Raw genomic sequence first — 25979 nt, 5'->3', positions numbered from 1 at the left:
CCGGCCGAAGCGCTCCGCAGAGCGCCGCAGGACCCCCTACTTCAGCAGCTCAACGCACCTCGATGAACGCCCCGGCGTCCCGCTCCGGCCGCGCCCTCGGCTCCTCGGCCGCGTGCCCCACGGCCACGGCCCCCATCGGATCCCACCCCTCCGGCAGCCCGAGCACCTCCCGCACGACATCACGGCAGAACATCGTCGACGACACCCACGCGGACCCGAGCCGTTCCCCGGCCAGCGCGACCAGGAAGTTCTGCACGCCCGCGCCGGCGGCGACCACGAACATCTCGCGCTCGGCCCCGTCCCGCCGTACGTCGCCGTACGTGTGGGACCCGTCCATCACGAGGCACGGCACCACGAAGTACGGCGCGTTGCGCAGCACGTCCCCCCGCCGTACCCGCTTGGCGATGGACTCCTCGCTCTTCCCGTCGCCCCGAAGGTCCGTGATCCACGCGTCCCGCATGGCGTCGAGCAGCCGTGTCCGGGACTCCTCGGACTCCAGGAGGACGAACCGCCAGGGAGTGGTGTGATGCGGGGCCGGAGCGGTCACCGCCGCGGCGACCGCGCGCCGTACGGCACCGGGGTCGACGGGCTCGTCGGTGAAGGCCCGTACGGTACGCCGCTGGGTCACCGCCTCCCGTACGGCCTCGGACGTGCCGAGGCGGAACATGTCGTCGTGCGCGCCGCGTACCATCGCCCGCGCCCCCTCACCGTCGTCCTCGGCCACCACGTGCGGCAGCCCGCGCACGACGGCGACGGGCAGCCCGGAGGCCTTGCCCTTGACCAGGTCACCGGCGGAGGCGAGCTCGTCGGCGGTGGCGACGACGGTCGCGCTCAGCGGATTGCCGTACGCGTCGGTGGCGCCGCGCAGATCGTCGAGCACACGTATGCCCGCGGCGCCGATGGCGACATCGGTGAGCCCGGTGCGCCACGGCCGCCCGAAGGTGTCGGTGACGACGACACCGACACTGACGCCGAGGGTGTCGCGCAGCCCGTCCCGGATGGCCCGCGCGGACGCGTCGGGGTCCTCGGGGAGCAGGAGCACGGTCCCGGCGGGGGTGTTGGAGGCGTCGACGCCGGCGGCGGCCATCACGAGCCCCTGCCGGTTCTCGACGATCCGCAGGGGCCCGCGCCGCGCGACGACCCGTACGGTCTCGGCGTCGATGGCGGCCTCGCGGTCGAGGGCCTCGACGATCCGCCCCTCCGCCTTGGACACGATCTTGGAGGTGACGAGGAGCACGTCCCCGTCGACGAGCCCGGGCTCGACCGCGGCGATGAGCTTCGCGAGGTCGTCCCCCTGACGAACCTCGGGAAACCCGGCCGGCGCCCAGACCCGATAGCCGGCCGACGGTCCGCCGTTCCCGAGCGCCTCCTCCGGAGGCAGCGTTCTGCTCAAGGCGTCCGTACCTCCTCCGCCAGCGTCATCGCCTCACGCGCCATCTGCGCCGTCGCGTCGAGGTCGGACATCATCAGCGGCACGGCCCGGCACCGGATGCCGGCCGCCTCCACACGCTCCACGGCGGACGCGTCCACCGTGTCGACGAGCCAGCCGTCGAGGAGCCCGGAGCCGTAGTGCTCGGCGACCGCCGCGGCCGTGGACTCGACGCCCACCGCGGCCAGCACCTTGTCGGCCATGCCGCGCACGGGCGCGTCGCCGACGATGGGGGAGAGGCCGACCACGGGAACCCCCGCGTCGGCGATGGCCTCCCGGATGCCGGGCACGGCGAGGATCGTGCCGACGGACACGACGGGGTTGGACGGCGGGAAGAGGATGACGTCCGCCTCGGCGATGGCTTCGAGCACCCCGGGTGCGGGCTTGGCCTGCTCGGCGCCGACCGGCACGATGGCCTCGGCCGGTACGGAGGCCCGCAGCCGCACCCAGTACTCCTGGAAGTGGATCGCCTTGCGCTCGCCGTCCACCTCGACGGCGACATGGGTCTCCACGCGGTCGTCGGACATGGGGATGAGTCGCACGCCCGGCTTCCACCGGTCGCACAGGGCCTCGGTGACGGCGCTGAGCGGATAGCCCGCGCCGAGCATCTGCGTCCGCACGATGTGCGTCCCGAAGTCGCGGTCGCCGAGCCCGAACCACTCGGGTCCGACCCCGTACGCCGCGAGCTCCTCCTTGAGGTGGAAGGTCTCGTCGGCCCGTCCCCAGCCCTGCTCCTCGTTGATGCCGCCGCCGAGCGTGTACATCACCGTGTCGAGGTCGGGGCAGACCTTCAGCCCGAAGAGGTGGATGTCGTCGCCGGTGTTGCCGATGACCGTGATGTCCGCGTCCGGCACGGCCTGCTGGAGACCACGCAGGAACCGGGCACCACCGATACCGCCTGCCAGAACCACAATGCGCATGGGGTTCAGTCTTGCAGGCGGGTGCGACAACGCGTCAGGCGGTTACGAGACCTCGGGCGGTTCTCAGGCGGTGACGGCGGCCGCGGCGCACTGGGCCGTGTGCATCGGCATCTCGGTGAGACCCGGGTAATAAACGTGCAGGCTCACGGCCGGTTCGAGGGAATCGTTGACGACCTCGTGGACGTACCCCGGCGCGAAGACCCGCTGAGAACCCGCGCCCAACGCGCGCGTGCCGCGTTCGGTCCGCTCGGTCAATTCGCCCTCGAGGACGGTCAGTACGCCGGACGAGGTGCCGTGGTCGTGCAGCCCGCTGCCCTGCCCGGGCACCCAGGAAAGGAGCCACACCTCATAGCCGGGTCCGGTGCGCAGCCGGTGGTACCAGCGTGAGGTCGCGTCGTACTGGACGAGGTGCCCCCACTGGGAGCGGTCGGCGGCGATGGAGCGGGCGAGGCCGACGAACTCGGCCACGGTGGCGGGGTGCTCGCGCGGCGGCTGGAGGAGGTGCGGTACTTCGAGGATGTCGCCGGCGATCTGGAGGTCGCTGTCGCTGTTCATGGGGTGCGGTGGTTCCTCGGCGGAGAGTGCTGGGGTGTCGCAGGTCGTTCCGCCCGGGTCACGAGCGGGAGGAGTCGCCCGGATGGGGGCGGTGGGGTGCCTCAGCGGTGCCTCAGTGGGCGGAAGGCAGCCGGAGCGCGGTACGACTCAACAGCTGGAACAGCAACAGCTACAGCGAGCGCGGGCAGCACCGTGGGACCCGGCGGTGCGGGTCGAGGTGAGTGCCAAGTTCGCGAGCATGCCCACAAGCACACCGGTTCACACCTCGACTGTCAACTTCATGTCCGGTATGTGGGCAATGTTTCACCTCATCCGGTTCATCTGGCAGGCGAAAGGTTTGTGCAACAGCCACCCCGGACACATGGCGCTCAACCGGGCGCACAAACCTCGACGATCCCGTGATCCAACTGTGATCCGGCTCGCTTCGATGTTCGTGTTCGAAACGTTCGGAACGAGATCGAACTCCCGGGCGTCCTTCCCTGTGCGGGATCGGGCGTCTGACCTGGACCCTTGGGCTGTCAGGGTTTATGCCGATTTGAACACTTTCCGCATAGCCTTGGTTCCGCAGAGTGAATAAGGGGCCCAATAGCAGATCTCGGCTTGACTGGCCCGGATCGGCACACTTGTAATTTCACTCGTGTCGTTCAGCCGAAATCGGTAACGGCAGCATCACGGGGACGCGAAAGACAGACGAGGGGCGCACATGACCGAGCTGGTGCAGCAACTGCTGGTCGACGACGCGGACGAGGAACTCGGCTGGCAGGAGCGCGCGCTGTGCGCCCAGACCGACCCCGAGTCCTTCTTCCCCGAGAAAGGCGGCTCCACCCGCGAGGCCAAGAAGGTCTGCCTCGCCTGTGAGGTCCGCTCCGAGTGCCTCGAATACGCGCTCGCCAACGACGAGCGGTTCGGCATCTGGGGCGGTCTGTCCGAGCGTGAGCGACGAAGGCTGAAGAAGGCCGCCGTCTGAGCGTGACCGCCGCTGTCCGAAGAAGGCCGCCGCCCGACCGAACGGCGCACACCCCTCCGTACCGATACGTAACGAACGGCCCGTCGCAGGTGGGTTATCCACAGGCGGCGGGCCGCTGTGTTGCCCAGCCGTTAGTGTGGGCCCTCGTCCGAGACGTCCCGCTGTCCCCGCCGGACACAGACGTCCACCGCAGTCCATCGAACCGGGGCCCGTACCTCGATGTCCGTGCACAGCCATTCGGCAGCCCATCACGACGCCGCTGCCACTCCTGAGTTCCCGCGCCACGTGGTGACCGCGGTGCTCGTCTCCCACGACGGCGCCCGCTGGCTGCCCGAGGCGCTCGCCGGGCTGCTCGGCCAGGAGCGCCCCGTGCAGAACGCGGTGGCGGCCGACACCGGCAGCGCGGACGACTCCGCCCAGCTGCTCACCGACGCGCTCGGCGCCGACCGCGTGCTGCACCTCGCCCGGCGCACAGGCTTCGGCCAGGCCGTCGAGGAGGCCGCCCGCAGCGCCGCCGTGCTCACCCCGGACGACCTGCCCTACCTGAAGCGCCCCAGCGGCTGGGACCCCGTCACCCGCACCTGGCGCGACGACGCGTACGACATGCCGGACCTCCCGCACGGCGAGCCCGAGCAGTGGCTGTGGCTGCTGCACGACGACAGCGCCCCCGAGCCGGACGCCCTGGCGCACATGCTGCGGGTCGTGGAGAACGAGCTGGAGCTCGGCAAGGAAGTCGCCGTCGTGGGCCCCAAGCTCCGCGGCTGGTACGACCGCCGTCAGCTCCTCGAAGTCGGCGTCACCATCGCCAACTCCGGCCGCCGCTGGACGGGTCTGGACCGCCGCGAGCAGGACCAGGGCCAGCACGACCACGTCCACCCCGTGCTGTCCGTCTCCACCGCCGGCATGCTGATCCGGCGCGACGTCTTCGAGCAGCTCGGCGGATTCGACCGCAGGCTGCCCCTGATGCGTGACGACGTCGACCTGTGCTGGCGCGCCCAGGCCGCCGGCCACCGCGTCCTCGTCGCCCCCGAAGCGGTCGTACGACACGCCGAGGCGGCCTCCCGCGAGCGCCGCACCGTCGACTGCGTGGGCCGCACCTCCGCGTCCCCGCACAAGGTCGACAAGGCGGGCGCCGTCTACACCCTCCTCGTCAACGCCCGTACGGCACAGCTGCCTTGGATCCTGATCCGACTGGTCCTCGGGACCCTGCTGCGCACGGTCGCGTATCTCGTCGGCAAGGTCCCCGGACAGGCCGTCGACGAGATCCGCGGCCTCCTGGGCACCCTGCTGCGCCCCGAGCGGATCATCGCAGGGCGGCGCAGGCGCGGCCGACCACAGGTCGACAAGGGCGAGCTGCGCGCGCTGTTCCCGCCGCCCGGCGCGACGGTGCGGGCCACCGTCGAACAGGTCGCGAGCAGCCTCGTGGGCCGCTCCGACCCCGAGGTCGCCGCCGGTGCCGGACGGCACGGCGGCGCGGTCGAGTCCGGGCCGGGCGGCGACGACGCCGACTTCCTGGAGATCGAGCAGTTCGCCCGGCTCAAGCGGGTCGCCCGCAACCCCGGTCCGATGCTCTTCCTGGTGCTGCTGTTCGTCTCGCTGCTCGCCTGCCGTGAGCTGCTCGGCGGCGGGGCGCTCGCGGGCGGCGCGCTGCTGCCCGCGCCCGCCGACTCCTCCGAGCTGTGGTCGCACTATCTCGACGGCTGGCATCCGGTGGGAGCGGGCGGCACCCAGTCCGCGCCGCCCTACCTCGCGCTCGTCGCGCTGCTGGCCTCGCTGCTCCTCGGCTCCACCGGGCTCGCGGTCACGGTGCTCCTCGTGGCCTCCGTGCCGCTGGCCGGCTTCGCCGCGTACTTCGCCTCGCGGCCCCTCGTCGACTCGCGCCTGCTGCGCGCCTGGGCATCGGTCGCGTACGCCTTCCTGCCCGCCGCCACCGGCGCGCTCGCGGGCGGCCGCATCGGCACCGCCGTCCTCGCGATCCTGCTGCCGCTCCTCGCGCGCGCGGGCATCGCCGCGAGCGGCCTGACCCACTCCTCCGGAGCACGCGGCAGCTGGCGCGCCACCTGGGCGTACGCCCTGCTGCTCACGTTCATCACGGCGTTCACCCCGATCGTGTGGCCCATCGCTCTGGTCCTCGGCATCGCACTCCTCGCAGTGCGCCGCAACGAGATCACCGCCTATGGGCTGCGTTTCCTGGCCCAGTTGGGCACCCCGCTGCTGATCCTCGCCCCCTGGTCACTGACCCTGCTTCCGTTCGGCTTCTTCAAGGAAGCCGGTCTGGAGTACGGCGACAGCGCGGCCTCGGCGCTCGATCTGCTCGGCGCCAGCCCCGGCGGCCCCGGGACCGTCAGCGGGCTGATGCTGTTCGGCATCGTGCTGGCCGCGCTGGCCGCCCTGATGCGCACGCAGCGCCAGGCGGGGATCTGGACGGCGTGGGCGGTCGCGCTGGTGGCGCTCGTCTTCGCCGTCATGTCGAACGGTTCGACGTGGGCCGGCCCCGCCACCCTCGTCTACGGTCTCGGGCTGCTCGCCGCCGCCGCCATGGGTGCCGACGGGGCACGCGCGCGCGTGGCCGAGCAGAGCTTCGGCTGGCGCCAGCCGGTGGCCGCGCTCATCGCCTTCGCCTGCGCGGCCGGGCCGCTGCTCGTCGCCGCCGGATGGATGATCCGGGGCGCCGACGGGCCCGTGGAGCGCCGCGACCCGGTGCAGGTGCCCGCGTTCGTCGCCGAGGAGAGCGGTACCCGCGACCAGGCCCGCACGCTCGTCCTGGACAGCCGGTCGGCCGCCACGGTCGGCTACACCCTCGTGCGCGGCTCCGGCGCCCGCCTCGGCGACGGCGAGCTCGCGGCGGCGGGCGGCGCGAACAAGAAGCTCGACAAGGTCGTCGCCAATCTCGTGGCCGGCTCCGGCGCCGACCAGGCCGACGAACTCGGCGGCTTCGCCGTGCGCTACGTCCTCGTCCGCAAGGGCGCGCCGCGCGAGGTGAGCCGCGTCCTGGACGCCACGCCGGGCCTGACCCGGCTCAGCCAGCAGGACGGCAGCGCCCTGTGGCGCGTGGACCAGCAGGTCTCGCGCGCCGCGATCGTCCCCAAGTCCGGCGACTCGCTGTCCATCGCCGCCGGACCCGTCGAGGTGCACACCACCATCCCCTCCGGGGCCGACGGCCGCGTCCTGCGCCTCGCCGACACGGCCAACGAGGGCTGGACGGCGACCCTGGACGGAAAGCCGCTCACCCGTACCACGGTCGACGGCTGGGCGCAGGGCTTCGAACTGCCCGCCGACGGCGGCAAGTTGGACGTCACCTTCGACGCTCCGGTGAGCCACACCGCCTGGCTGTGGGCGCAGGGCGGGCTCGCCGTGGTCCTCGTGGTGCTCGCCCTGCCCGGGCGGCGCCGGGACGTCGACGACGACCTCCCCGAGGAGCAGGCCGTGCCCGCCCAGGACGTCACGGGTGACGGCCGCCGCGCCCGCCGCCTGCGCGCCCAGGCCGAGGCCGAGCAGGCCGCGCAGACCGAGGACGCGGACACCCTTCCTCCTCCGGAGGAGGAGGTCCCCGCCGTCCCGCACCAGCAGGCGTACGGCGAGTGGGACACATCGAGCTACGCGGGCGCCGAGTACGGCACCTACGGCGGCGAGCAGTACCAGGGCCAGCAGCAGTACCCGGCGGGCACCTACGAGCAGCCGTACCAGGCGGACCCCTACCAGGGCGGCCAGTACGACCCGTACGCCTACGGGGGCACGACCTCGTACGACCAGGCGTACGGCCAGGGCTACGACGCGACCGGCCAGGGCTACGACCCGGCGCAGCCCCAGATGCCCGCGCAACCGCCGCACGGCACCGACAGTGAGCGCCCCGACGGGAGCCAGCAGTGAACCGCACCACCCTGTCCCTGATCGCCGGCGCGACCGCGCTCGCCGCCGTCACCGGATTCGCCACGCTCTCCGAGCCGTCCGCCTCCGGCGAGCACACCGCCAAGGCGGCCGCGCGGCTGCCCGTGGAGCGCACCAGCCTGCTCTGCCCGCAGCCGAGCACCTCCGACATCGCGGACACCGCGTACACGTCGTTCACACCCGTCTCGAAGGGCACGAGCGCCGACGGCAAGGCCGAACTCCAGGCGGCGACCGAGGAGTCGGGGGACGGGACCGGCGGCCAGAAGAGCGGCAAGAAGGCCGACAAGCCCGTCGTGGAACCCAAGGAGCCCGGCAAGCCGGCCACCGGTGACAGTGCGGGCGCCGAGGCGCCCGCACTCGTCGGCACCGCCGAGGGCAAGTTCGCGCCAGGCTGGACCGTCCAGGAGACCACCGAGGTCGCCGCGGGCACCGGGCGCGGTCTGCTCGGCACCAACTGCACCGCCCCGGACACCGAGTTCTGGTTCCCGGGCGCCAGCACCGCCGCCGAGCGCACCGACTACGTGCACCTGACCAACCCCGACGACTCCGCCGCCGTCGTCGACATCGAGCTGTACGGCAAGGACGGCACCCTCAAGTCCACGGTGGGCGACGGGATCACGGTCCAGCCCCACTCCAGCGAGCCGATCCTGCTGAACACGCTCACGGACGACCCGCAGTCCAACCTCACCGTGCATGTGAAGGTCCGCAGCGGCCGCGTCGGAGCCGCCGTGCAGGCCCTGGACGACAAGCTCGGCGGCGACTGGTTGGCCGCCTCCACGGACCCCGCCGGCAGCCTCGTCCTGCCGGGCATCCCGAAGGACGCCACGTCCGTGCGGCTGGTCGCCTTCGTGCCCGGCGACGCCGACGCCGACCTGAAGGTGCGCCTCGCCTCACCCTCCGGGCTGATCACTCCCGCGGGGAACGAGACGCTGCACGTGAAGTCCGGCATGACAGCCGCGATAGACCTCGGCGACGTCACCCGGGGCGAAGCGGGCTCCCTGGTGCTCACGCCCACCGGCACATCGGTGCCGGTCGTCGCGGCCCTGCGCGTCGTGCGCGGCAAGGGCGACAAGCAGGAGACCGCGTTCATCCCCGCCACCAGCCCGGTCTCCGCGCGCGCGACGGTCGCCGACAACAGTTCCAAGGGCTCCACGCTCGCCTTGGCCGCCCCCGGCCGCGCCGCCCAGGTCAAGGTCACCGCGTCCGCGGGCAGCGAGGGCGGCACGGCCGTGACGAAGACGTTCACGATCAAGGGCGGCACGACGCAGAACGTCGAGGCACCGGTCCCGAGCGGCCTCAAGGGGACGTACGCGCTCACGGTCGAGCCGGTCTCCGGAGGCCCCGTCTACGCCTCCCGGATGCTCGCGGCCACCGAAGAGGGCGTCCCCGGCTTCACGATCCAGACGCTCCCCGACGACCGCGGGACGGTGGCGGTGCCGGAGGCGGAACAGGATCTTTCGGTGCTACTGAAGTAGCGAGCCACTGTTACTGACTTTTGCGGCGTGATGTCGTTGAGGGATGACGATGTGTGATCGTCGCGGTATGCCGGTTGTGTGAGATATCCGCAGGGTGGTGGGCTGACGCCTGAACGGCAGGCGTTTCGCGAGCGGATCCGGCTGGAGGCCGCGGAGCGCTTCGCAGTCGGTGCCTCCACCGCCGAGGTCGCCAAGGAATTACGGGTGAGTGTGCGCTCGGTGCAGCGCTGGCGCCGGGCCTGGCACGACGCCGGCGCGGAGGGGCTGCGGTCTGCCGGACCGGTATCGCTGCCCAAGCTGAGCGAGAAGCTGTTCGCCGTGCTCGAGCAGGAGCTGGCCAAAGGGCCGGTCGCCCATGGCTGGCCGGACCAGACGTGGACGCTGGCGCGGATCAAGACGCTGATCGGGCGCCGGTTCCACAAAAGCATGACGCTGTCGGCGATCGCGCGGATGCTGCACCGGCACGGCTTCAGTCACCAGGTCCCAGCCCGCCGAGCCATCGAGCGCGACGAGGAGGCCGTGGCGGGCTGGGTGAAGGAGACCTGGCCGCAGGTGGAAGGGCCGTGGCGGCGCTCGACGCCTGGCTGTGCTTCGAAGACGAAGCCGGGTTCTCGATGACGCCGCCCACCGCACGGACCTGGGCCCGACGCGGCCACACACCCGTCATCCGGGTCCGGGGACGCTCCCAGCGCCGCTTCTCCGTTGCCGCGCTCGCCTGCTACAAGCAGGGCGAACACTCACGGCTGATCTACCGGCCCAAACGGCATCTCGATCACAAACGCGGTGGCAGACGCAGTTTCACCTGGACCGACTATCGCGACCTGCTCATCGCCGCCCACCGGCAACTCGGCGCACCGATCGTGCTGGTGTGGGACAACCTCAACGTCCACAAAGACCGCCGATTACGGGAGTTCATCGACACCCACGACTGGATCACCTGCTACTTTCTGCCGGCCTACGCACCCGACCTCAACCCCGTCGAGGGCATCTGGTCCCTGCTGCGGCGCAGCAGCCAGACCAACACCGCCTTCACCGACCCCGACCACCTCATCAGCACGCTTCGGCACGGTCTCCGCCAGATTCAGTACCGCAGCAAGCGCATCGACGGATGCCTCGCCGAAACCGGCCTCACCTTGACGACATCACAGCGACAACGTCAGTAGTGATCTGCGGGCCGGCACGACGGCCCATGGGGTAGTGATCCGCCGGGCCTTGCACGAGGACCCGGTGGTTCAGTCCTCGCCGTACCGCGGATCCACCGTCTCCGGCGTCAGCCCGAGCACCTCCGCGACCTGCTCCACGACGACCTCGTGCACCAGGGCGGCGCGCTCGTCACGACCCTTGGTGCGGATCTCGACCGGGCGGCGGTAGACGACCACGCGCGCGGGCCGGCCCTCGCGCGCCGGGATCGTGCCGCCCAGGGGCACCGCCTCGTCGCTCCAGCCCTCGCCCGAGCCCTCCAGGCGGGGCACTTCGAGGACCAGGAAGTCGATGTCGGCGAGCTGCGGCCAGCGCCGCTCCAGTCGCTCCACGGAGTCCTGCACGAGGTCCGCGAACACCTCGGCGCGGCTCGCGGAGAGCGGCACCTGGGGCGGCGCGACGGGGCCGCGCATGCCCCTGCCATGGCGGTCACGACGGCGGGGCCCGGGTGCGGCGGCGCGGGGCTGTACGGGGTTGTCCATCACTGACGAAGAGTAGTCCCCGTGTGGTCCGGGTGCCCGGCCCCCACGCGGCCGCCCGCGCCCCGGCGGCGCGAGCCCGGTGATCATGCCGACAGCAGGAAGCCCGGTGATCACGTCGACGGCACAAAGCCCGATGATCACGTCGACGGTAGGAAGTCCCGTGATCATGCCGACGGCACGAAGTCCGGTGATCACGCCGACGGTACGAAGTCCGGTGATCATGTGCGATGTCGCTCGATGACCATTCCAGCCAAGGTTGGGCTCGATTCCGTATCCCTCCAAGACCGCCGCTCACATGGCAATTGACGTGGTTTGCGCCAAGTGGTGACCGGATTCAGGTCCGTTCGGGATCTCGGAACGTGATGTCGCCCCAGGTCAGGGCAGGATGTTCGGAGCTCTGTGTGGGCCGCCTCACGGCACGACACGGTGGGGTGACCTGGGGGAGAGTCGTCGCGGCCCGCTCAAGAGTGCGGTACCGTCCAACGTCGTGAGCCCTGTACGTCGCTGTTCGCGCACCGCTTGCGGCCGTCCCGCCGTCGCGACGCTGACGTACGTCTATGCCGACTCGACCGCGGTCCTCGGCCCGCTCGCCACCTACGCCGAACCCCACTGCTACGACCTGTGTGCCGAGCACTCCGAGCGCCTCACCGCGCCGCGCGGCTGGGAGGTCGTCCGGCTCGCCGACGCCTCGGGTCCCTCCCGCCCCAGCGGTGACGATCTGGAAGCGCTCGCCAACGCGGTGCGCGAGGCGGCCCGACCGCAGCAGCGCGCCGCGGAGGCCGGTGGCTCGGGCAGCGCCCGCTCGGCGGACCCGATGGAGGTCGCGCGCCGCGGCCATCTCCGGGTGCTGCGCTCGCCGGACAACTGAGCGCCCCGCACTCGTCCGTGCGCCGTTTCCCCGCGCCTGCGTGCGCCATCCCGGTACGTGGGTTTCCCGTACGCCGATTTCATCGAGCGACGCACACCCATTGACGTGAAGTTGTCGCGGACACGACCATTCCGTTTGCCGTGAGAAATCGCTTTCCGCATCACGGAAACCGGGGAGGCGCCCGTGTACGTCCAGGAACTGGAACCCGTCGCCGGCTCGCTCGGCCTGTCCGCCCTAGTCGCTGCCCTGCCCCTCGTCATCGTGCTGGTCCTGCTCGGCGGCGTCCGCATGAAGGCGCACCTGGCCGGGCTCATCGGTCTGCTGGCGGCCGTTGTGGTCGCCTGCCTCGCGTACGGCATGCCGGTCGGCCAGACGTTCTCCAGTGCCGCCCAGGGCGCCGTCTTCGGCCTCTTCCCCATTCTGTGGATCGTCGTCAACGCGCTGTGGGTGTACCGGATGACGGTCCGCACCCGGCATTTCGACATCCTGCGCCGCTCGTTCGGGCGGCTGTCCGACGATCCGCGCATCCAGGCGCTCGTGGTCGCCTTCTGCTTCGGCGCGCTCCTGGAAGCCCTCGCGGGCTTCGGCGCGCCCGTCGCGATCTGCTCCGTGATGCTGGTCGCGCTCGGCTTCGACCCGGTGCGAGCGGCGGTCGTCGCGCTCGTCGCCAACACTGCGCCGGTCGCCTTCGGCGCGATGGGCACACCGGTCGTCACGCTCGCCCAAGTCACGGGCCTGCCGCTGGATTCCGTCGCCTCCGTAGTAGGCCGCCAGACCCCACTGCTGGCCCTGGTCGTGCCCCTCGTACTCGTCGGCCTGGTCGACGGCCGGCGCGGGCTGCGCGAGACCTGGGTGCCCGCCCTGGTGTGCGGAGTCGCCTTCGCCGCCGCCCAGTTCGCCGCCTCGAACTACGTCTCCGCGCAACTCGCCGACATCGGCGCCTCCTTGGCGGGCGCGGCCGCCCTGGTCGCCGTACCGCACGCCCGCAGGCCCGCCGCCGAGCCCGTACGGGCCGCGGTCCTGACCGGTGTACGCAGCGAGGACCTGGACGAGGAGGACCCGCGCCCCGAAGTCGTGCGCGCCTACGCCCCGTACGCCCTGATCGTCGCCATCTTCTCGATCGCGCAGATACCGGCGGTGAAGGACTGGCTGGCGAAGGCGACGCGCGTCTTCGACTGGCCGTTCCTGAATGTCGTGAACCCGGACGGCGAACCGGTCGGCGGCAATGTCTTCACGCTGCCTCTGGTGTCGACCGGCGGCACCCTCGTGCTCCTCGCCGGGCTGTGCACGGCCGTCGTCCTCGGGGTGCACGCGCGCGTGGCCGTCGGGGAATGGGCGGCCACCGTGCACGAGTTGAGGTTCGCGATCCTCACCGTGACGTCCGTGCTGGCCCTCGCCTACGTCATGAACCTCTCCGGACAGGCCGCCACGATCGGCCACTTCGTGGCGGCGGCCGGCGCGGGGCTCGCCTTCCTGTCCCCCGTTCTGGGCTGGTTCGGCGTGGCCGTCTCCGGCTCCGACACCTCGGCGAACGCCCTTTTCGGTGCCCTTCAGGTGAGCGCGGCCAGGGAGTCGGGACTGTCTCCCGAACTGCTCGCCGCCGCCAACAGTTCGGGCGGTGTGCTCGGCAAGATGATCTCGCCGCAGAACCTGACCATCGCGTGCGCGGCGGTCGGGCTCGCGGGCCGCGAGGGCGACCTGCTGCGCAAGGTGCTGCCCTGGAGTGCCGGACTGCTGTTGATCATGTGTCTGATCGTGGTGGGGCAGAGTTCGCCGGTCCTGGAGTGGATGTTGCCCTGACGGACCCGGCGCCGTTGTGACGAGCCTCGTTTCCCCCAGGTGACGGATGTGCGTCCGCTCAGAGGCCCGACAGCGGACTGTCGGTGGGGACGAGTAGTTTGGGGCGACCGAAGTGGACTTCTGGAGGGTTGGTCGTGACTGCTGATCTGTCGCAGCTCGTGAAGGCGTACGACGTACGCGGTGTGGTCCCGGATCAGTGGGACGAGTCGTTGGCCGAGCTGTTCGGAGCGGCCTTCGTCCGGGTGACCGGAGCGGAGGCCATCGTGATCGGGCACGACATGCGGCCCTCGTCGCCCGGGCTGTCGCGGGCCTTCGCGCGCGGTGCGGCGGCGCGCGGTGTCCGCGTGACCGAAATCGGCCTGTGCTCCACGGACCAGCTCTACTACGCGTCGGGCGAGTTCGACCTGCCGGGCGCCATGTTCACGGCCTCGCACAACCCCGCCCAGTACAACGGCATCAAGATGTGCCGGGCGGGCGCGACCCCGGTCGGTCAGGACACCGGCCTCTCGGAGATCCGCGAACTCGTCGAGTCCTGGCTCGACTCGGGCGCCCCGGAGGCCTCGGACACGACGCCGGGAACGATCACGCAGCGTGACACGTTGGAGGATTACGCGGCATACCTCCGCGGCCTCGTCGACCTGACCTCGATCCGCCCCCTCAAGGTCGTCGTCGACGCGGGCAACGGCATGGGCGGCCACACGGTCCCCACGGTCTTCGCCGGCCTCCCCCTGGACCTCGTCCCCATGTACTTCGAACTGGACGGCACGTTCCCCAACCACGAGGCCAACCCCCTCGACCCGGCGAACATCGTGGACCTCCAAAAGCGCGTGCGCGAGGAGGGCGCCGACATCGGCATCGCCTTCGACGGCGACGCGGACCGTTGCTTCGTCGTCGACGAGCACGGCGAGCCGGTCTCGCCGTCCGCGATCACCGCGCTGGTGGCCTCCCGCGAGCTCGCCAAGCACGGCGGCGGCACGGTCATCCACAACCTGATCACGTCCTGGTCGGTCCCGGAGGTCGTCCGGGAGCAGGGCGGCGACCCGGTCCGCACCCGTGTGGGCCACTCCTTCATCAAGGCCGAGATGGCCCGCACCGGCGCGATCTTCGGCGGCGAGCACTCCGCGCACTACTACTTCCGCGACTTCTGGAACGCCGACACGGGCATGCTGGCCGCCCTCCATGTCCTCGCCGCCCTCGGCGGCCAGGACGGCCCGCTCTCCCAGCTCGTGGCCGAGTACGACCGCTACGTCGGCTCCGGCGAGATCAACTCCACGGTCGACGACCAGGCCGCCCGCCTCGCCGCGATCAAGGCCGCGTACGGGGATCGTGAGGGCGTCGAATTCGACGAACTCGACGGCCTCACGGTCACTGCCGACGACTGGTGGTTCAACGTCCGCCCGTCCAACACGGAGCCGCTGCTGCGTCTGAACGCGGAGGCACGCGACGAGGCGACGATGGCGAAGGTGCGCGACGAGGTCCTGGAAATCATCAGAGGCTGAGGGATCGCAGCCGTCCGAGCTGTGGACATGCGTGGCGCGAGGGGTGGCGCCCGTCCCGAAGAGAGCAGCACCCGGCAAGGCGCCGGGTTCGCTGTCCCCCCACGCCCGCCCCGACCCCGGGGACATGCGAGCGCCGGCAACCGCACTCCGCACAAGCCAGCGCCGCGCCCCGGCGGTACTCTGACCAGGCCGCATCCACCCGTTCGAAAGGACACCCCATGCCGCTCGAAGCCGGCCTCCTGGAGATCCTCGCCTGCCCGGCCTGCCACGCCCCGCTCAAGGAGCAGGAGAGCGAGCTGATCTGCACGGGAGGGGACTGCGGCCTCGCCTACCCCGTCCGGGACGGCATCCCCGTACTGCTCGTCGACGAGGCCCGCCGCCCCGCGTAAGCGACACAAGGCGACGCGCCTGCGCGACGCATCGACGCGGCGCACCCACGCGGCGCACCATGGCGACACACCGGCGATCGGAGGCTGCCGACCCCATGCTCGACGAATCGCTGCTCGACGACCCCGAAGCGCTCGCCCGAGCCGACCGGCGGGCGCTCCTGCGCGGCGCCGCCGAAGCCGGCGCCCGCGTACGTACCGCGGTCCGGCACGCCACCGAGGCCGGGATCCCGGACCTCAAGCCGGACGGCCGCCCGCGCGCCGTCCTGATCGCGGGCCCCGGCATGGCCGCCACCGGCGTCGCCGAACTGCTCGGCACCCTCGCCGGAGCGAGCTGCCCCCTGACCCGGCTCACCCCCACCGGTGTCGCCCCCGCCGCGGGAGCCCTGCGCTGGGAGCTGCCAGGCTGGGCGGGCCCGGTCGACCTCCTCCTGGTCGCCACACCGGACGGCACCGAACCAGGCCTCGAACTCCTGGTCGAGCAGGCCTACCGGCGCGGCTGCACCGTCGCCGCCGTGGCCCCCGCCCGATCCCCGCTCACCGACTCGGTCGACGGCGCGCACGGCCTCTTCGTACCGATGGCGACAGCTCCGTACGAGCAGGACGAACCCCTGGCCGCGTCCGCGCCCGGCGTCCTGTGGGCGCTGCTCACCCCGCTGCTCTCCCTCCTCGACCGCACCGGCCTGATCTCGGCCCCACCCGAGGTCCTGCAGAAGGTCGCCAATCGCCTCGACCACGTCGCCGAGCGCTGCGGCCCGGCCATCGCGACCTACAGCAACCCGGCCAAGACACTCGCCGCAGAGCTGGCCGAAGCCCTCCCGGTGATCTGGACGGAGGGCACCTCCGCGGGTCCCGCGGGCCGCCGTTTCACCGCCGCGCTCGCCGAGCTCGCGGGCCGCCCCGCGCTCATCGCCGAGCTCCCCGAGGCACTCGACTCCCACAGTGTGCTGCTCGCCGGCGCACTCGCCGCCGGCGCCGACCCCGACGACTTCTTCCGCGACCGCGTCGAGGAGGCGCAGGCCCTGCACGCGCGCGTGGTCCTGCTCCGTGACCGCCCGATCGGCGGAATCAGCGCGGCGCCCGCCGCCCGCGAACTCGCCCTCAGCCACGACACCTCGATCAGTGAGCTCGAACCGGAGGAGGGCGGCGAGCTGGAGACCCTGGCCGAGCTGATCGCCATCACGGATTTCGCCGCCGTTTACCTGGCGCTCGCTTCGGGGGCCTGATCTTGACTCCGACACCCTGACCTTCGTACGCGAGATACGCCGACAAGCGCCTCCGTGACCTTCGTCCACGGAGGCAGGACCCGCGTCGCCCGCGTCGTACCCAGAAGGAACCGCAGAGATTCGTATGGACCGCCTCGACAACACCATCCGCCCCTATGCCTGGGGTTCGACGACCGCCATCCCGCAGCTGCTCGGCGTGGAGCCGAGCGGTGAGCCGCAGGCGGAGATGTGGATGGGCGCCCACCCGGGCGCACCCTCGCGCACCGAGCGCGGTCCGCTCAACGAGGTCATCGACGAGGACCCCGAGCAGGAACTCGGCCGTGCGGCCGTCGCCAAGTTCGGCCCCCGCCTCCCGTTCCTGCTGAAGATCCTCGCCGCAGGCGCCCCCCTCTCCCTCCAGGTACACCCCGACCTGGAGCAGGCCAGGGAGGGTTACGAGGACGAGGAGCGCCGCGGAGTCCCGATCGACGCCCCGCACCGCAACTACAAGGACGCCAACCACAAGCCCGAACTGATCTGCGCGCTCACGGAGTTCGACGGCCTGTGCGGCTTCCGCACCCCCGACGAGGCCGCCGAGCTCCTCGCGGGCCTCGATGTCGACTCCCTCAAGCCGTACGTCGACCTGCTGCACGCCCACCCGGAGGACGCGGCGCTGCGCGAGGTCCTGACGGCCGTGCTGAGCGCGGACCCCGAGGACATGGCACGCACGGTCACCGAGGCCGCGGCCGCCTGTGCCCGCCTCGGCGGCGCATACGCCCCGTACGCAGACATCGCCCACCACTACCCGGGCGACCCCGGCGTCATCGCCGCCATGCTGCTCAACTACGTCCAACTGCAGCCCGGCGAGGCCCTGTTCCTCGGCGCGGGCGTCCCGCACGCGTACTTGAACGGCCTGGGCGTCGAGATCATGGCCAACAGCGACAACGTCCTGCGCTGTGGCCTGACCCCCAAGCACGTCGACGTCCCCGAACTCCTGCGCATCGTCCGCTTCGAGGCGAGCGACCCCGGCGTCCTGCGCCCGGAGGCGTCCCCGGACGGCGAGGAGGTCTACGAGACCCCCATCGACGAGTTCCGCCTCTCCCGCCATGTCCTGGCCGAGGGCGCCGCCCCGCGGGACCTCACCCGTGAGACCCCGCAGATCCTCCTTTGCACGGCGGGTTCGGTGCGCGCGGACGCCATCACGCTGGCTCCCGGCCAGTCGGTCTTCGTACCGGCCGGCGAAAAGGCCGAAGTGTCCGGGAACGGCACGATCTTCCGCGCGACAGTGGTGGCCTGATGAGGTAACTGTGGTGGCCTGAGGCGCCGCTGTTGGACCGGGCTGCAAGAATGGCCCGTCGCAAAGGGCTGGCAAAGGCCCGGCGACGGACAGAGGCGAAGGCGAAGGGACACCCCGGACACATGAGCGCGTCAGGCGGCACCAAGGCGATCGTGGCGGCACTCGGCGCCAACCTCGCGATCGCGGTATCGAAGTTCGTGGCGTTCGCCTTCAGCGGCTCGTCCTCGATGCTCGCCGAGGGCGTCCACTCGCTCGCCGACTCCGGCAATCAGGCCCTGCTCCTGATCGGCGGCAAGAAGGCCCAGCGCGAGGCGACCCCGCAGCACCCCTTCGGCTATGGCCGCGAGCGCTACATCTACGCCTTCCTCGTCTCGATCGTCCTCTTCTCGGTCGGTGGCATGTTCGCCGTCTACGAGGGCTACGAGAAGATCAAGCACCCGCACGAGATCGAGCACTGGTACTGGCCGGTGGGCGTCCTGGTGTTCGCGATCATCGCGGAGAGCTTCTCCTTCCGCACGGCCATCAAGGAGTCCAACGAGCTGCGCGGCACGCACTCCTGGTCGCAGTTCATCCGCCGTGCCAAGGCCCCCGAACTGCCGGTCGTCCTCCTGGAGGACTTCGGCGCGCTCATCGGTCTGGTCCTCGCGCTCGGCGGCGTCGGTCTGGCCCTGCTCACCGGCGACGGTGTCTGGGACGGCATCGGCACGGTCTGCATCGGTGTCCTGCTCATCCTGATCGCGCTGGTCCTGGCGGCCGAGACCAAGTCCCTTCTCCTGGGCGAGGCCGCGGGCGTCGAGGTGATCAAGGAGATCGAGGACGCCATCGTCGACGGCGACACCGTCACCGGCATCATCCACATGCGCACCCTCCACCTCGGCCCGGAGGAGCTCCTGATCGCCGCGAAGATCGCCGTCCAGCACGACGACACGGCCGCCGAGGTCGCCTCCGCGATCGACGCCGCCGAGTCCCGCATCCGCACCGCCGTCCCGATCGCCCGTGTGATCTACCTGGAGCCGGACATCTACAGCGAGGCGGAGGCCGCCAAGGGCCCGGACCGCGAGGCGACGCCCGGGGGACCGGCACAGTCGCACTGATTTCTGCCTGTACTTCTTGTACGTGGCTGGGCCCGCCTGGAGTTGTCCAGGCGGGCCCCGGCCGTATGAGCCGTATGACGTCCGTCAGACCTGCACGGCCCACGGCGGCATCGGCGGCACCGCCCGACTCCGCCGCCGTACGACCAAGGCGGCGATCCCGAAGCCGGCCCCGGCCAGCGCGACGGGCACCCCGAGCATCCCGGTCACCGCGAGCGCGATGGGCACCGTGCGCTCGTCGGTCAGCCGTCCCTGCACCGCGCCGACGGGCACGGTCCCGCCGTGGTCGTCGCGGAAGTAACGGGAGTCCCTTGCGTTCAGGCGGTGATCGCCGAGCAGGAACAGCCGCCCTTCAGGCACCTTGACGTCGTACGGGTCGTACGGCCTCTGCGTTTCGTCGACTATGCCGTCCTGCACATACGGCTCGTCGAGCGGCTTCCCGTTGAGGGTGATCCGCTGGTCCGCCCCCTGGCCCCCGCAGCAGGCCACGCGGTCGCCACCGACCCCGATGACGCGCTGAATGACACTGACCCCCGGTCCGTACCGCTCCGGCGCCGAGTACAGCACCACGTCACCGCGCCGCACCTCGTCCCCGCCCACGCGCTCGAAGACCAGCCGCTCACCGACGGTGTACGTGGGCGTCATGCTCTCGCTCCGCACCACGGCCGTCGTATACGCACCCCGCGCGTATATGAAGGACCCGATCAGCATCACCAGTCCCAACGGCCCCAGCACCCACGCCGTGACCGCGAGCCCTCGCCCCCTGCGCATCCCTGTCCCCTCCCCGCACGGCACTCCCGCGCGCGCAGAGGCTAGCGGTTCGCTGTGAACGTACGACGGCGGGCCCCGAGCCTTCCGGCTACGGGACCCGCCGGGGCCGGTACGGCTACCGGATCTCGCCCAGCACGCCGAGGATCGTGCGCTCGTCCTCCGCCGCCGTCAGCCGCTCCCGGAACCCGGGATCCATCAACTTGCGCGACAACAGCGCCAGAATCCGCAGATGTTCGTCGCCCGCGGCCGCCTCCGGTACGGAGATCATGAAGACCAGCTTGGCCTTGGTCCCGTCGAGCGCACCCCACTCGATGCCCTCGGCGGACCGTGCGAACCCGAGGACCGGCGCGGTCACCGCATCCGTCTTGGCATGCGGAATCGCGATCTCTTCCCCGAGCCCCGTCGTCCCCTGCTCCTCCCGCCGCAAGGCCGTCCGCACCAACTCCTCCACATCGGCGACCTTCCCGGTGGAGGCCAGCAGCCCGGCCATCTCCCGAATCGCGGACTCCTTGTCCCGCGATTCGAGCTGCACCTTGACGGTCCGCTCGGTGAGGTAGCCGGAGAGGACTTCGGGGTCGGCGCCGGTGGAAGTGCTGCCGGGCGTCGTCCGTACGGCGGTGGCGGTGGCGGCGCCCACACCGGAGAGCGCGAGCGCCGGCTCGGGCGCGAGCCGAGGCGTGGGCACCAGCGCCTCCCCGCGCCGCTTGCGCTCACTGAGGTCGACCAGGGTGACGGTCGTCAGCGCCGTCACCGCCGTGCCGAGGAGCACGGCGACGAAGAACATCGGTACGCCGCCCACGGCACCCAGCACCGCCACGATCGGCCCGCCGTGCGGGACCGCGTCCTTGACCCCCGCGAGCCCGGCGATCGCACCGGCGACCGCGCCGCCGAGCATGTTCGCGGGGATGACCTGCGCGGGCCGCGCGGCCGCGAACGGAATCGCGCCCTCGGAGATGCCGAAGCAGCCCATGAACAGCGAGGCCAGCCCGGTCTCGCGCTCCTGCTCGGTGTAGAGCCGCTTCCGGAGCAGCGTGGCCAGGCCCTGCCCGAGCGGCATGACGGGAATCGCGGCCGCGCACATGCCCATGACGGTCTGATTGCCGGTCGCGATGAGTCCGGCTCCGAAGAGGAAGGCCGTCTTGTTGACCGGCCCGCCCATGTCGAACGCGATCATGAGGCCGAGAATCGCGCCGAGCAGCACCGCGCTCGTCCCCGTCATCCCGCTCAGCCAGCTGGTCAGATGCTCGAAGACCCAGGAGATGGGTTTGCCGATGACGTAGATGAAGAACAGGCTGAGCGCCGTCGTCGCCACGATCGGGATCACGATGATCGGCATGATCGGCTGCACGAACTTCGGGACCCGGACCTTCTTGATCCACAGCACCAGATATCCGGCCAGGAACCCGGTCACGATCGCCCCGATGAAGCCCGCGCCCGCCTTGGAGTCGTAGAGCGAGCCGGTGTTGGCGATCCAGCCGCCGATCATGCCGGGAACCAGCGCCGGCCGGTCCCCGATCGCGTACGCGATGTAGCCGGACAGGATCGGCACCATCAGCGTGAAGCCGATGACACCGATGTTGTTGACGTCCATCCAGAAGGAGTCCTTCGGGATGACAAGACCGCCGGACGGGTCCGTGTGCCCGCCCAGCGAGAGGGATATCGCGATCAGCAGCCCGCCGACCACGACGAACGGGATCATGTAACTGACCCCGTTCATCAGCGCCTTGTACGCGAGGCTCCGCTCCTTGCCGCCGCCGCTCGCCGTCTCGGCGGCACCGACCGCCGTGTGCACGGGCGCCGACCGCACCCGCTCGATCAGCCGCTCCGGATGGTGAATCCCCTCGGCGACCCCGACAGTGATGACGCGCTTCCCCGCGAACCGGCTCAGGTCCACGTCCTTGTCGCAGCGACGATGACGCCGTCCGCAGCTTTGACATCGTTGTCATCCAGTACGTTCTCGGACCCGATGGATCCCTGGGTCTCCACCTTCATCTCGATACCGAGGCGCTCCGCGGCCTGCGCGAGCTTCTCGGCCGCCATGTACGTGTGGGCGATGCCGGTCGGGCATGCGGTCACCGCGAGCAGCTTCAACCGCTTCTGCTCGCCGCCGCCGTTGCCCGTGGGGGGAGGGCCGGCCGGACTGGTCACGTGGATCTCCTAACGTCTTTGACGCCTTTGTCACGCGGAACGCCGTCCCGGACGCCCCGCAAGATCGCTCGTATGGCCGCGATCTCCCCGCATCCTGCAACACCCGAGCCCTGGATCAAAAGCTCCGAACGTCCCTGGATGCCCCGGTCCGATGGCCCCTGTTGGCCCTTCCGAGGACCGGCCGTTATCGATCCCGAGGACGTTCCGTTATCGGCCTGATGCCTGCCACCGGACCCCTCGGTGTCCGGAGGCGGACTGGGGAGGGCCGGGCCCACCGGTGTAGCTTGGGTGACTGAGCCAGACGTCGCTGCTGATGGCGGTCGGGCGGTCCCACCGCGGACCGGCCGAGGGAGAGAGGGCCTCCGACGGACTGCGCTGCGCGTACCAGGCACTCCTGTGCCGTGCTGGGCACGTTCGTGCCTCGCTCGGGCATGCGTATGCCAGCCGCCGCGCAGACCAGCCGTATCCACCTCGCCCCAATCCCGAGGAGCAGCTCGCAATGACGACTGTCGACAACCGACAGGACTTCAAGGTCGCCGACCTCTCCCTGGCGGCCTTCGGCCGCAAGGAGATCACCCTCGCCGAGCACGAGATGCCCGGCCTGATGTCGATCCGCAAGGAGTACGCCGAGGCACAGCCCCTCGCGGGCGCCCGCGTCACCGGCTCCCTGCACATGACGGTGCAGACCGCCGTCCTCATCGAGACCCTGGTCGCCCTGGGCGCCGAGGTCCGCTGGGCCTCCTGCAACATCTTCTCCACCCAGGACCACGCCGCCGCCGCCATCGCGGTCGGCCCGAACGGCACGCCCGAGAACCCGCAGGGCATCCCGGTCTTCGCCTGGAAGGGCGAGACCCTGGAGGAGTACTGGTGGTGCACGGAACAGGCTCTGACCTGGCCGAACAGCCCCACCGGCGGCCCGAACATGATCCTCGACGACGGCGGTGACGCCACCCTCCTCGTCCACAAGGGCGTCGAGTACGAGAAGGACGGCAAGGTCCCCTCGGTCGACACCGCCGAGTCCGACGAGCACCGCGTGGTCCTCGAACTCCTGCAGCGCACCATCAGCGACGGCTCGCAGAAGTGGACCCAGCTCGCCTCGGAGATCCGCGGCGTGACCGAGGAGACCACCACCGGCGTCCACCGCCTGTACGAGATGCACCGCGACGGCACCCTGCTGTTCCCGGCGATCAACGTGAACGACGCCGTCACCAAGTCGAAGTTCGACAACAAGTACGGCTGCCGCCACTCCCTGATCGACGGCATCAACCGCGCCACCGACACCCTCATCGGCGGCAAGACCGTCGTCGTCTGCGGCTACGGCGACGTGGGCAAGGGCTGCGCGGAGTCCCTGCGCGGACAGGGCGCCCGCGTGATCATCACCGAGATCGACCCGATCTGCGCGCTGCAGGCGGCGATGGACGGCTACCAGGTCACGACCCTCGACGAGGTCATCGACAAGGCCGACATCTTCGTCACCACGACCGGCAACAAGGACATCATCATGGCCTCGGACATGGCCAAGATGAAGCACCAGGCGATCGTCGGCAACATCGGTCACTTCGACAACGAGATCGACATGGCCGGCCTCGCGAAGATCCCGGGCATCGTCAAGGACGAGGTGAAGCCGCAGGTCCACACCTGGAAGTTCCCCGACGGCAAGGTGATCATCGTCCTCTCCGAGGGCCGCCTGCTGAACCTGGGCAACGCCACCGGTCACCCCTCCTTCGTGATGTCCAACTCGTTCGCGGACCAGACGCTGGCCCAGATCGAGCTGTTCACCAAGCCCGAGGAGTACCCGACCGACGTCTACGTGCTGCCCAAGCACCTGGACGAGAAGGTCGCCCGCCTCCACCTCGACGCGCTCGGCGTGAAGCTCACGACGCTCCGCCCCGAGCAGGCCGCGTACATCGGTGTCGAGGTCGAGGGCCCGTACAAGTCGGACCACTACCGCTACTGAGCACCCGGCCGAGCAGCGGTACCACCGCTCGGCGTACGGATGTCAGCAGGCCCTCGCCCCCGTGGCGGGGGCCTGTCCCCGATGAGGACCTGAACGCCCATGCCCCGCGGCCGTTATTCGCTCCATGATCCGCACGATCACACCCCCCTCTCTGAAGAGCACTTCCACTGCGCGCCCGGCCCCTCCGGCTGGCGCTACGTCTCCCAACTCACCACCCCCTCCGGCGACCAAGCCGGTTCCGTCGACCTCGCCGTCGACGACATCGGCCGCCCCATCCGTCTCGAACTGCACGCCGCGGGCTGGCAGGTCCGCGGCGCCGCCCTCGACGGCGTGACCTGGGTCCGCACCGACCCCACGGGCACACAGGCCACCGAAGGCAATGTCCGCGCCCACGCCTTCACCGGCACATCCCCCGCGTTCCTCATCGCCACCGCCCGTCTCCTTCGCCTCACCCCCTCCGCCTCCGCGACCCGCGTACGCCTTGTGGCCTTCACGGACCCGGTCCTGGCCCCGCGCACCCTCGACCAGTCCTGGGCCTTGATCTCGAGAGAAACACACGCCACTGACAACGGCCCGCTGACCGTGGACGAATACCAGGTCACAGCGCTGGACACGGGGGAGCAGCACGCCGTGCACATCTCGGGAGACGTGGTGCTAGCGGCACCCGGCATCGAACTGGAACACCTCGAATCACCGCCGTCGGTATTCAGCTGACGACGACGTCCCGACGTAGATCCGGCGGCCATGTCCTGGCGGGCTCGATCTGCGACGCCTCTCGCGGCCGGTCCGAAGCCGCAACGGCTGCTGATTACGCGGGCGGCACGAAGCCGGTCGAGGGGCGATCGACGCGGTCGGCCTGCGGCACCGCGGGTCGGGGCGCTTGCGGCGCCGTTGCGGGATTCGCTGACGGTGCAGACGGAGCCGACGGGTACGGGTGGGGGAAGGGGGAGGGAGGTGCGCCCGCCGACTGTGCCGCCGGTCCGACCGCGCTCGGTACCCCACCCGGGCCCGGCTGAGTGATCCCGGCCGCCCCGCTCCCGAACGCCCGACGAGCCTCCCGCGCCTGACGCTCCTGCATCACCGCCGCCAGATACGCGGCCGACGGAACCCCCTGCGGCGCCGGAGCCCCCGTACGGGCAGCGAGATCCATGGCCAGCCGCTCCGCCATCGCCCCGCCGACCTGCGGATCCAACTGGTGCATCCGTGTCAGGTACTGGCGGATGGCCAACCACAGCCCGTCCGGCACCGCGGAAAGATCAAGCCCGGAGAACCGCCCCGCCAGCCAGGGCGGCGGAGGAGGTACGAAGGGCATACGGCCGACAGGAATCCTTTCCCGTACGACGAGCGTCCCCGCGAACACATCACCGAGCCGCCGTCCCCGCGCCGACACCAGCGAGGCGATGCACGCGACGATTCCGAACGTCATCAGAATCTCGACCACCCCGACGGCTCCACGCACCAGCGCGTGCCGGAACCGAATCGGCCCGCCGTCGTCCCGCACCACCCGCAGCCCGCACGCCAGCTTCCCGAGCGAGCGGCCGTGGCTGAGCGTCTCCACCGCGATCGGCCCGCCCACCAGCACGAGAACGAAGCTCGCGATCGAGATCGCCAGCTGCGCCGCATCGTCCAGGGAGGCCGTCGAAGCCACCAGACCGATGGTCACGATCACATAGACGGCCACGGCCACGGCAAGGTCGAGCAGCACGGCCAGCGCTCGGCTCGGCAGCTTCGCGGGGCGCAGTTCCAGCGCCACCGCCTCGCCCGTCACTAGCTCACTCACGCTCGCCGTCCTTCCCCTGACCTGCCCCGTGAACGGCCAGTCTGCCAAGCTGAGGGCACATCGCGCCGCAGTACGACAAGCTGACACTCACGACGAGCAGCCGAGGAGCAGCCAACCCGATGGACCTCGACGTCTTCGTGTCCGCCCACCGCGCCGAATGGGACAGGCTCGACGCCCTGCTGCGCCGCCAGCGCCGCCTCACCGGAGCCGAGGCCGACGAACTCGTCGCCCTGTACCAACGCACCGCCACTCACCTCTCCC

At 70.9% G+C, this 25979-nt stretch carries 21 protein-coding genes and 1 pseudogene (1 of these 22 only partly in view); 15 read left to right on the top strand and 7 right to left on the bottom strand.

Features of this window, described 5'->3' with window-relative positions:
- Positions 1–49: 49 nt before the first annotated feature.
- The 3 genes from AB5J53_RS20200 to AB5J53_RS20190 form a co-directional block, all read right to left on the bottom strand.
- Positions 50–1393 carry a coenzyme F420-0:L-glutamate ligase gene (locus AB5J53_RS20200; RefSeq protein ID WP_369247053.1) on the bottom strand — a complete coding sequence of 448 codons (1344 nt, stop codon included), beginning with the start codon at positions 1391–1393 and terminating at the stop codon, positions 50–52.
- Positions 1390–2349 (bottom strand): 2-phospho-L-lactate transferase, encoded by a 960-nt coding sequence (gene cofD / locus AB5J53_RS20195; RefSeq protein WP_369247052.1) that lies wholly within the window; start codon positions 2347–2349, stop codon positions 1390–1392. The genes AB5J53_RS20200 and cofD overlap by 4 nt, the downstream gene beginning before the upstream one ends.
- A 63-nt stretch (positions 2350–2412) precedes the next feature.
- Complete coding sequence (locus AB5J53_RS20190) at positions 2413–2904, bottom strand: cysteine dioxygenase family protein (RefSeq protein ID WP_369247051.1); 492 nt, start codon at positions 2902–2904, stop codon at positions 2413–2415.
- 703 nt (positions 2905–3607) lie between these two features.
- Between AB5J53_RS20190 and AB5J53_RS20185 the strand changes: the two genes are divergently transcribed.
- From AB5J53_RS20185 to AB5J53_RS20165, 5 genes are all read left to right on the top strand, one after another.
- The gene (locus AB5J53_RS20185; protein ID WP_003975777.1) at positions 3608–3871 is read left to right on the top strand and encodes a WhiB family transcriptional regulator; all 264 of its coding nucleotides are present in this window, start codon (positions 3608–3610) and stop codon (positions 3869–3871) included.
- 219 nt (positions 3872–4090) lie between these two features.
- Positions 4091–7741 (top strand): glycosyltransferase, encoded by a 3651-nt coding sequence (locus AB5J53_RS20180; protein WP_369247050.1) that lies wholly within the window; start codon positions 4091–4093, stop codon positions 7739–7741.
- Positions 7738–9234: a DUF5719 family protein gene (locus AB5J53_RS20175; RefSeq protein WP_369247049.1), complete on the top strand. Its 1497-nt coding sequence runs from the start codon at positions 7738–7740 to the stop codon at positions 9232–9234. Before AB5J53_RS20180 ends, AB5J53_RS20175 begins: the two co-directional genes overlap by 4 nt.
- 78 nt (positions 9235–9312) lie before the next feature.
- On the top strand, positions 9313–9852 hold the full coding sequence (locus tag AB5J53_RS20170; protein ID WP_369243776.1) for a transposase: 540 nt from the start codon (positions 9313–9315) through the stop codon (positions 9850–9852).
- Positions 9849–10397, top strand: coding sequence for a transposase (locus tag AB5J53_RS20165; RefSeq protein ID WP_369251986.1), 549 nt, complete (start codon positions 9849–9851; stop codon positions 10395–10397). The genes AB5J53_RS20170 and AB5J53_RS20165 overlap by 4 nt, the downstream gene beginning before the upstream one ends.
- Positions 10398–10466: 69 nt before the next feature.
- Here the strand turns inward: AB5J53_RS20165 and AB5J53_RS20160 are convergent, their stop codons facing one another.
- Positions 10467–10916: a metallopeptidase family protein gene (locus AB5J53_RS20160; protein WP_369252348.1), complete on the bottom strand. Its 450-nt coding sequence runs from the start codon at positions 10914–10916 to the stop codon at positions 10467–10469.
- Positions 10917–11301: 385 nt separating this feature from the next.
- Between AB5J53_RS20160 and AB5J53_RS20155 the strand changes: the two genes are divergently transcribed.
- The 7 genes from AB5J53_RS20155 (at position 11302) to AB5J53_RS20125 (ending at position 19065) form a co-directional block, all read left to right on the top strand.
- Complete coding sequence (locus AB5J53_RS20155) at positions 11302–11784, top strand: DUF3499 domain-containing protein (RefSeq protein WP_369247048.1); 483 nt, start codon at positions 11302–11304, stop codon at positions 11782–11784.
- 183 nt (positions 11785–11967) lie between these two features.
- Positions 11968–13584: an L-lactate permease gene (locus AB5J53_RS20150; RefSeq protein WP_369247047.1), complete on the top strand. Its 1617-nt coding sequence runs from the start codon at positions 11968–11970 to the stop codon at positions 13582–13584.
- A gap of 134 nt (positions 13585–13718) precedes the next feature.
- Entirely contained in the window at positions 13719–15083 is a 1365-nt protein-coding gene (locus AB5J53_RS20145; RefSeq protein ID WP_369247046.1) for a phosphomannomutase/phosphoglucomutase, read from the top strand.
- Between the two features lie 218 nt (positions 15084–15301).
- Positions 15302–15472 carry a Trm112 family protein gene (locus AB5J53_RS20140; protein WP_099501666.1) on the top strand — a complete coding sequence of 57 codons (171 nt, stop codon included), beginning with the start codon at positions 15302–15304 and terminating at the stop codon, positions 15470–15472.
- A 95-nt stretch (positions 15473–15567) separates the two neighbouring features.
- Positions 15568–16695, top strand: a complete 1128-nt coding sequence (locus AB5J53_RS20135) for an SIS domain-containing protein (protein WP_369247045.1) — start codon at positions 15568–15570, stop codon at positions 16693–16695.
- A 124-nt stretch (positions 16696–16819) separates the two neighbouring features.
- Positions 16820–17971, top strand: coding sequence for a mannose-6-phosphate isomerase, class I (manA, locus tag AB5J53_RS20130; RefSeq protein ID WP_369247044.1), 1152 nt, complete (start codon positions 16820–16822; stop codon positions 17969–17971).
- A gap of 122 nt (positions 17972–18093) precedes the next feature.
- Positions 18094–19065, top strand: coding sequence for a cation diffusion facilitator family transporter (locus AB5J53_RS20125; protein WP_369247043.1), 972 nt, complete (start codon positions 18094–18096; stop codon positions 19063–19065).
- Positions 19066–19149: 84 nt separating this feature from the next.
- On the opposite strand, the gene lepB is transcribed toward AB5J53_RS20125, so the two are convergent.
- Together lepB and AB5J53_RS20115 are read right to left on the bottom strand one after the other, a co-directional pair.
- On the bottom strand, positions 19150–19833 hold the full coding sequence (gene lepB, locus AB5J53_RS20120; protein ID WP_369247042.1) for a signal peptidase I: 684 nt from the start codon (positions 19831–19833) through the stop codon (positions 19150–19152).
- Positions 19834–19948: 115 nt separating this feature from the next.
- Positions 19949–21981, bottom strand: a pseudogene (locus AB5J53_RS20115) (fructose-specific PTS transporter subunit EIIC).
- A gap of 499 nt (positions 21982–22480) precedes the next feature.
- Between AB5J53_RS20115 and ahcY the strand changes: the two are divergent.
- Both ahcY and AB5J53_RS20105 read left to right on the top strand, forming a co-directional pair.
- The gene (gene ahcY, locus AB5J53_RS20110; RefSeq protein WP_369247041.1) at positions 22481–23938 is read left to right on the top strand and encodes an adenosylhomocysteinase; all 1458 of its coding nucleotides are present in this window, start codon (positions 22481–22483) and stop codon (positions 23936–23938) included.
- Positions 23939–24037: 99 nt separating this feature from the next.
- Complete coding sequence (locus AB5J53_RS20105; RefSeq protein WP_369247040.1) at positions 24038–24652, top strand: hypothetical protein; 615 nt, start codon at positions 24038–24040, stop codon at positions 24650–24652.
- 94 nt (positions 24653–24746) lie between these two features.
- Here the strand turns inward: AB5J53_RS20105 and AB5J53_RS20100 are convergent, their stop codons facing one another.
- On the bottom strand, positions 24747–25718 hold the full coding sequence (locus AB5J53_RS20100; protein ID WP_369247039.1) for an RDD family protein: 972 nt from the start codon (positions 25716–25718) through the stop codon (positions 24747–24749).
- Positions 25719–25837: 119 nt separating this feature from the next.
- On the opposite strand from AB5J53_RS20100, the gene AB5J53_RS20095 reads away from it, so the two are divergent.
- On the top strand, positions 25838–25979 hold the 5' end (the start) of the coding sequence (locus tag AB5J53_RS20095) for a stage II sporulation protein M (RefSeq protein ID WP_369247038.1). It continues 866 nt past the right edge of the window; only the first 142 of its 1008 coding nucleotides appear in the window; it begins with the start codon at positions 25838–25840; its stop codon lies beyond the right edge, outside the window.

This window comes from Streptomyces sp. R41 (genome assembly GCF_041053055.1).
GTDB lineage: Bacteria > Actinomycetota > Actinomycetes > Streptomycetales > Streptomycetaceae > Streptomyces.
This window is presented reverse-complemented; position numbering and strand designations above follow the sequence as displayed.